Genomic DNA, 5,533 nt, shown 5'->3' with positions numbered 1-5,533 from the left:
CATCAGCACACTGCACGAACATGCGGAGTGCAGGCGCTCAGGCGTGGGTCACACGGCTTGCCGCGAAGCTGTCGCCACAGACCGTCGCGTCGTGCCACGGTCTCTTGTTTTCGATCATGAAGGCGGCGGTTCGTGCGCGGCTGATCCCGGTCAACCCCTGTGAAGGGGTGCGGCTGCCTCCGCGACGCAAGCGGGCCACCGCCGAGACTGTGATCACACGGGTCGAGTTGACGGGCAAGCTGCTGCCGGAGCTTCCGGAGCGCTACCGGGCGTTGGTGCTCCTCGCGGCGTACACGGGGCTGCGGTGGGGGGAGTGCGTCGGCCTGCGCTGGGCTCGGGTCGATCTGACTGCCGCTGAACTCGCCGTGGTTGAAACCGCGGTCGAGGTCTCCGGGAAGATCAGTGTCAAGCCCTACCCGAAAACGGAAGCGGGCCGGCGGACGGTGCCGATTCCTCCCCTCCTCGTGGCCTACCTCCGGCGGCATCGTGAGATCGTCCCACCCGAACCGGATGATCTCGTGTTCCCGGACACGGTCGGACATCCCCTCCGTCGCTCGAACTTCCGGCGGTACGTGTGGGTACCGGCCCGGGGGAGGGCGGGGCTACCAGCGTCGCTGACCTTCCACGCTCTTCGGCACTGCTACGCCACGTGGTTGATCTCCGAAGGGGTGACGGTCAACGTCGTGCAAGTCGCGCTCGGACACGAGCGTGCGAGCACGACCCTGAACCGGTACACCCACCGACCGAAGGACTACCACGATCGGCTCCGGGCGGCGCTGACCGACCCCGCTGACGATCCGACAGTGAGACCACCCACGAAGGGACGAACGTCCCCTCTGGCGGAAGACGAGCGGGCCATTACTGGCAAGCACGATAGGCCGGAGCAGCAGACATGATCTGATCGAGCGGGTCAGGACAGGCGGGCGACCACAGGCCGCCCAGTAGCAAAAGGAGGCACCCCGATGCACCAGGTCGCCCTGGGCGGGGAGCTTGGCCAGCCGGACGACGAGTCGGCCGCCCGACGCAGGCTCCTCATCGAGGAGATGGTGTCGATCATCGGAACGATGATGGCGATCCTGGAGAAGATCGTCGCCGCCGACGAGGACGTCGACATCGAGGAGATGGTGTCGATCATCGGAACGATGATCGCAATCCTGGAGAAGATCGTCGCTGACGACGAGGACGTCGACGAGGACGTCGACGAGGTCACTGACAGGACGTTCGGCAGTGAGGTACTGGCCAGCGCGGGGCCCGTCCTCGTCGACTTCTGGGCCGACTGGTGCCTGCCGTGCAGGATGATGGCGCCGATCCTGAAGGAGATCGCCGTCGAACTCGGCGACAAGCTGCGGATCGTCAAGCTCGACATCGGCGAGAACCCGGAGACCGCGGAGCAGCACCGGATCGAGTCCATCCCCGCCATGGTGGTCTACGTGAACGGCCAAGAGGTCGAGAGGATTGTCGGCGCACGGTCGAAGGCTGAACTGCTGCGGGAACTGTCCCCCTGGATCCGCTGAGTTTAGCCGTTGACTCGACATCCGGCGGCTCGTCGTCCTGCCGCGCCGCCGGAGGTCGCTGACCGATCCTGCTGACGATCCGCTGACTGACGACGGTCCGTGAAGATCGACAATCGGTCAAAGTGCCTGTGGAGACGAGGGGACTTGAACCCCTAACCCCTGCCTTGCAAAGTCGGTCCACTTCGTAGGCTGGCGTCCGTGTTCGTCCGCACAGCCCGCCTAACCTGCACGTTCATTCCGTGGACGTCCGTCATCGTCCGCGGACGTCCGTGGGCTGGGCTACAGGCTTGGCTACACGCCTTCGACCGGAAGCGGCAGCGCGGAGCATCCGATTACAAGAGCAAGACAGATCGTCCGCTGGCGTTCGTAGACGCCCGGTGACATGTGGTGCGTGCCCCCCGGAGTACGTGCCTGTCCGCAGACGTCTGTCGGCTCGGGTAACAACTGGGTACACCAGCGTGGAAATCCCTAGGCTTGGGAGATTTGTAGGCTGATCGCCCCGAGCTAGGCCAGAACGCTACCGCCCAGGACGGCAGCTCTACGGATCGGCGGTAGCCGATCGGTCGAACCAGGCATCCAGGGTTAGCAATCTTGGTATCGGGCAATAGCAGGAGTATGCAAGCAACCTTGCCGGCATAAGGATTGTTCAGAACTCTAAGCAAGATCTTTATCATCGCGGATCTTCCTCTTTATTCTCGACGATTCGTCTCACTCCAATTTTCTTCTAGAAAGGGACTGGCTATGTCAAAAATCACGATTAACGGTATTTCACTCGACCCGGTAGCGCAATCCGATGCGCTGAGATCGGCCTCATTGGAGTCCGCAGACTCCTCCCAGTCCAACTACATCCTCATCCAAACCCATCGCCCGTTGTCGAATGCAGAAAAGACGCAGTTGGAAGACCTGAATGTCATCATCTACGAATATATTCCTGAGAATACCTATCTGTGTGGCTATCGGCCGAGTGATCTGGGGCCGATCCGCGCCCTGCCGTTCGTGGCTTGGGCCGACGTCTACCTCAAAGGCTTCAAGATTCCATCGTCGCTGCGGCCCCAGGCAGCCGCTTCCGCCTCGCTCCTACCGACCTCTGTCCCCCAGGTACCGTCCCGCAAGCTCCGAGAGGTCGACGTGGTGCTGCACGACGACGTCGACCCGAGCTCCAGCGAGCTCAGGGAGCAGATCGGTGCCGCGGTGCAGCTCAACCCGGAAGAACTGCGAACGGGACGACGCAAGGTACGGCTCACGGTCGAGGAAGGGCGACTCGACAACCTCGCGGACTTGGATGAGGTCCACCACATCGAGGAGGTCCCGCAGCGGCAGTTTTTCAACAATGTGGCCCGGTCGATCCTTAAGGCGGACGTCGCGCTCAACGGCACGCGGTACCAGGGTGACGGTCAGGCCATCGCCGTGGCGGATTCGGGCTTTGATCTCGGCTCCACGACTATTGTGCATCCGGCGTTCACCGGACGAGTGGCGCGGCTGTACGCGCTTGGACGAACAAATCCGGATAGGACGGATGACCCGAAGGGACACGGCACACACGTGGCGGGCTCGGTGCTCGGGAACGGTACTTCCGCCACGATGGGCGGAGCGATCCAGGGCACGGCGCCGCGTGCCACCCTCGTCCTCCAGTCGATACTGGACTCGGGTGGCGGCCTCGGCGGGATTCCCGCCGATTTTCATGACCTGTTCGAACCACCGTACAACAACGACGGCGTCCGTGTTCACACGAACTCCTGGGGCCCCACAACGCCCGGTCTGCCGTATGACTCAAGTGCATTTGAGGTCGACGACGTCGTCTGGAATCATCCAGACCTGGTCATCTGCTTCAGCGCCGGCAATGCCGGCACCGACGCCAACGCTAACGGTGTTGTTGATCTAGGATCGATCGGATCACAGGCTGCGGCCAAAAACTGCATCACGGTGGGAGCCAGTGAAAGCATCCGGCGCGACTTCGAACCGAGCTACGGCGTTTTCTGGCCTTCCAATTTTCCTGCCGACCCCATCAACTCCGACCGGCAGGCTGACGACGCCGACGGCCTCGCCGCCTTCAGTAGCCGAGGACCAACCATGGAACACCGTATTAAGCCGGACGTCGTAGCCCCGGGTACATGCATCCTGTCGGCACTCTCACGTGCCGTCGTCTTCCCATCGACCGGCTTTGGAACGTCCTCCGATCCCCGGTTTTTCTTCAATAGCGGCACCAGCATGGCCACACCGCTGGTCGCTGGGTGCGTCGCCGTCCTACGCGAAACCCTGGTCAAGAACGGCACGGCGAACCCGAGCGCGGCGCTGCTCAAGGCGTTGCTTATCAACGGCGCCGTGGAGCTGGCTGGGCAGTACTCTCCTTCGGAGGTGGGTCCTTCCCCCAACAACAACTCCGGCTTCGGTCGTGTCAGTCTCGCGGACTCGGTAATCATCCCAGGCCCCAACCCCGACGGCGGATTCGGGGAAGGCGGCCCCCTAGATCAGGGCGCCGAGGAGACGTTCACGATCGACATTCCTGAACATACGCCCCAGCACGGCCAAACCGCCTCAGGCCCAGACGGCTTCTCCCCGACCGCGGCCGGCGCTACTTTCAAGATCACTCTTGCGTGGAGTGATCCTCCGGGTGCTGCGCTCCAGAATGACCTGGACCTGATTGTGCGAACTGTAAACGGCGACGAACGGCATGGCAACATGGGGACCTCCGAAAAGTTCGACCGCGTCAACAATGTCGAACAGGTCGCGTGGACTAATATGCCGCCGGGGAGGGCCGAGATCGTAATCCGAGCCTTTCGAATCACAAATTTTCCGCAGCCATACGCCTACGCTTGGCGCATCAGCTGAATTGGCGATAATGATCAACTACAGATACGCTTTTCGGCACGTATCTGGCAGGCGACATTCCGTTTGCCGTGGCTGGTCGGCCTTGGTTGCTCTCTGGCTGGGGCCTTATGTACTTCGGTTGGGGGCTTGCTCCGATCCGGATGTCTGCCTCGACCGGCATCCGCTACGCTACGAGCTTGGGAAACCTGTGCGGTTGCTGGTGTTGACGTGGGTCGGAACGTTCCTGCCCAGGTCAACGGCCATCCGGTCCCCGCCGTAGCTCCCCGGTCAGAACAGATGCCGACCGTTGCTACTGGCACGCCGATGGCCGCTTGATCCATAGTTTGCTCCGGATCATCCGTGGACGTCCATGGATGTCCGTGCCGTCCGGTGACCTCGGGTTCGGTGTCCGTGGACGTTCATGGTCGTCCGTGGGCTGGGCTGTCAGTTTGGCTGTCATCGTCGGGGATGGTGACGCTGGATTCCGTCGCGTGTGGGCGTGGCTGCCGGATAGGTCGGTGGTTGGTCGGTTAGGCGATGGTCTGTGGCTTGTGCGGTAGGTGGTGGCATGCTGGGCGGGTGACCGTGGGGGGCAGTGAGGTTACCGACCCGGATTTCTTCGTGTCGTACACGGGGGTGGACCGCGCCTGGGCGGAGTGGATCGCCTGGACGTTGGAAGCGGCGACGTACCGGGTGGTGATCCAGGCGTGGGATTTCGGTGCCGGGTCACACTTCGTCGAGGAGATGCACCGGACGACCGAGCATGCGGCCCGGACAATCGCGGTGCTGTCCGCGGCCTATCTGACGTCGGCGTACGCGGCGCCGGAGTGGCAGGCGGCGTGGGCGGCGGACCCGTTGGGACGGGCACGGAAGCTGCTGGTGTTCCGGATCGAGGAGTGCCCGCGGCCGGGTCTGCTCGCCCAGATCGTCTCGGTGGACCTGTTCGGGATCGGTAAGGACGTGGCACGCCGCGCGGTGCTCGCCGCTGCCGCGGGCGAGCGGGGGAAACCGGCCACGGAACCGGACTTCCCCGGCGGCCCGGCTGGTACAGGGGTGGCGGGGGGTGCTCCGGTGTTCCCACCGGAGCTACCGACGATGGGGAGCGTGCCGGCCCGGCTGGCGCATTTCGTCGGCCGTGACACGCTCCTCGACGAGATACACACTCGGTTGACCGCGGCGGGGTCGGTGGCGGTGACCGCGCTGGCGGGGAT

4 protein-coding genes are annotated in these 5,533 nt (G+C 63.5%); all 4 read left to right on the top strand.

The features are described 5' to 3' along the window. Positions 1-896, top strand: an 896-nt coding sequence (locus CV1CTNOD_RS00130; protein ID WP_242606224.1) for a tyrosine-type recombinase/integrase, incomplete at its 5' end; no start/stop codon positions are given. Positions 897-1,142: 246 nt separating this feature from the next. Next, positions 1,143-1,514, top strand: coding sequence for a thioredoxin (gene trxA / locus CV1CTNOD_RS00125; RefSeq protein WP_131784188.1), 372 nt, complete (start codon positions 1,143-1,145; stop codon positions 1,512-1,514). A gap of 741 nt (positions 1,515-2,255) precedes the next feature. Further along, a complete protein-coding gene (locus CV1CTNOD_RS00120; protein WP_131784187.1) occupies positions 2,256-4,343 on the top strand; it encodes a S8 family serine peptidase in 2,088 nt (695 codons plus the stop codon). 558 nt (positions 4,344-4,901) lie between these two features. After that, a partial coding sequence (locus tag CV1CTNOD_RS00115; protein ID WP_242606223.1) for a toll/interleukin-1 receptor domain-containing protein occupies positions 4,902-5,533 on the top strand: 632 nt, incomplete at its 3' end.

The sequence above is a fragment of the Protofrankia symbiont of Coriaria ruscifolia genome, assembly GCF_900634745.1.
GTDB classification, from domain to species: domain Bacteria; phylum Actinomycetota; class Actinomycetes; order Frankiales; family Frankiaceae; genus Protofrankia; species Protofrankia californiensis.
The sequence above is the reverse complement of the archived record's forward strand: the minus strand, read 5'-3'. Positions and strand labels throughout refer to the sequence as shown.

Bases quoted from the DNA above. Each gene is read 5' to 3' on its own strand.
- CV1CTNOD_RS00120 (WP_131784187.1), top strand. From the start codon at position 2,256: ATGTCAAAAATCACGATTAACGGTATTTCACTCGACCCGGTAGCGCAA.
- trxA (WP_131784188.1), top strand. From the start codon at position 1,143: ATGATCGCAATCCTGGAGAAGATCGTCGCTGACGACGAGGACGTCGAC.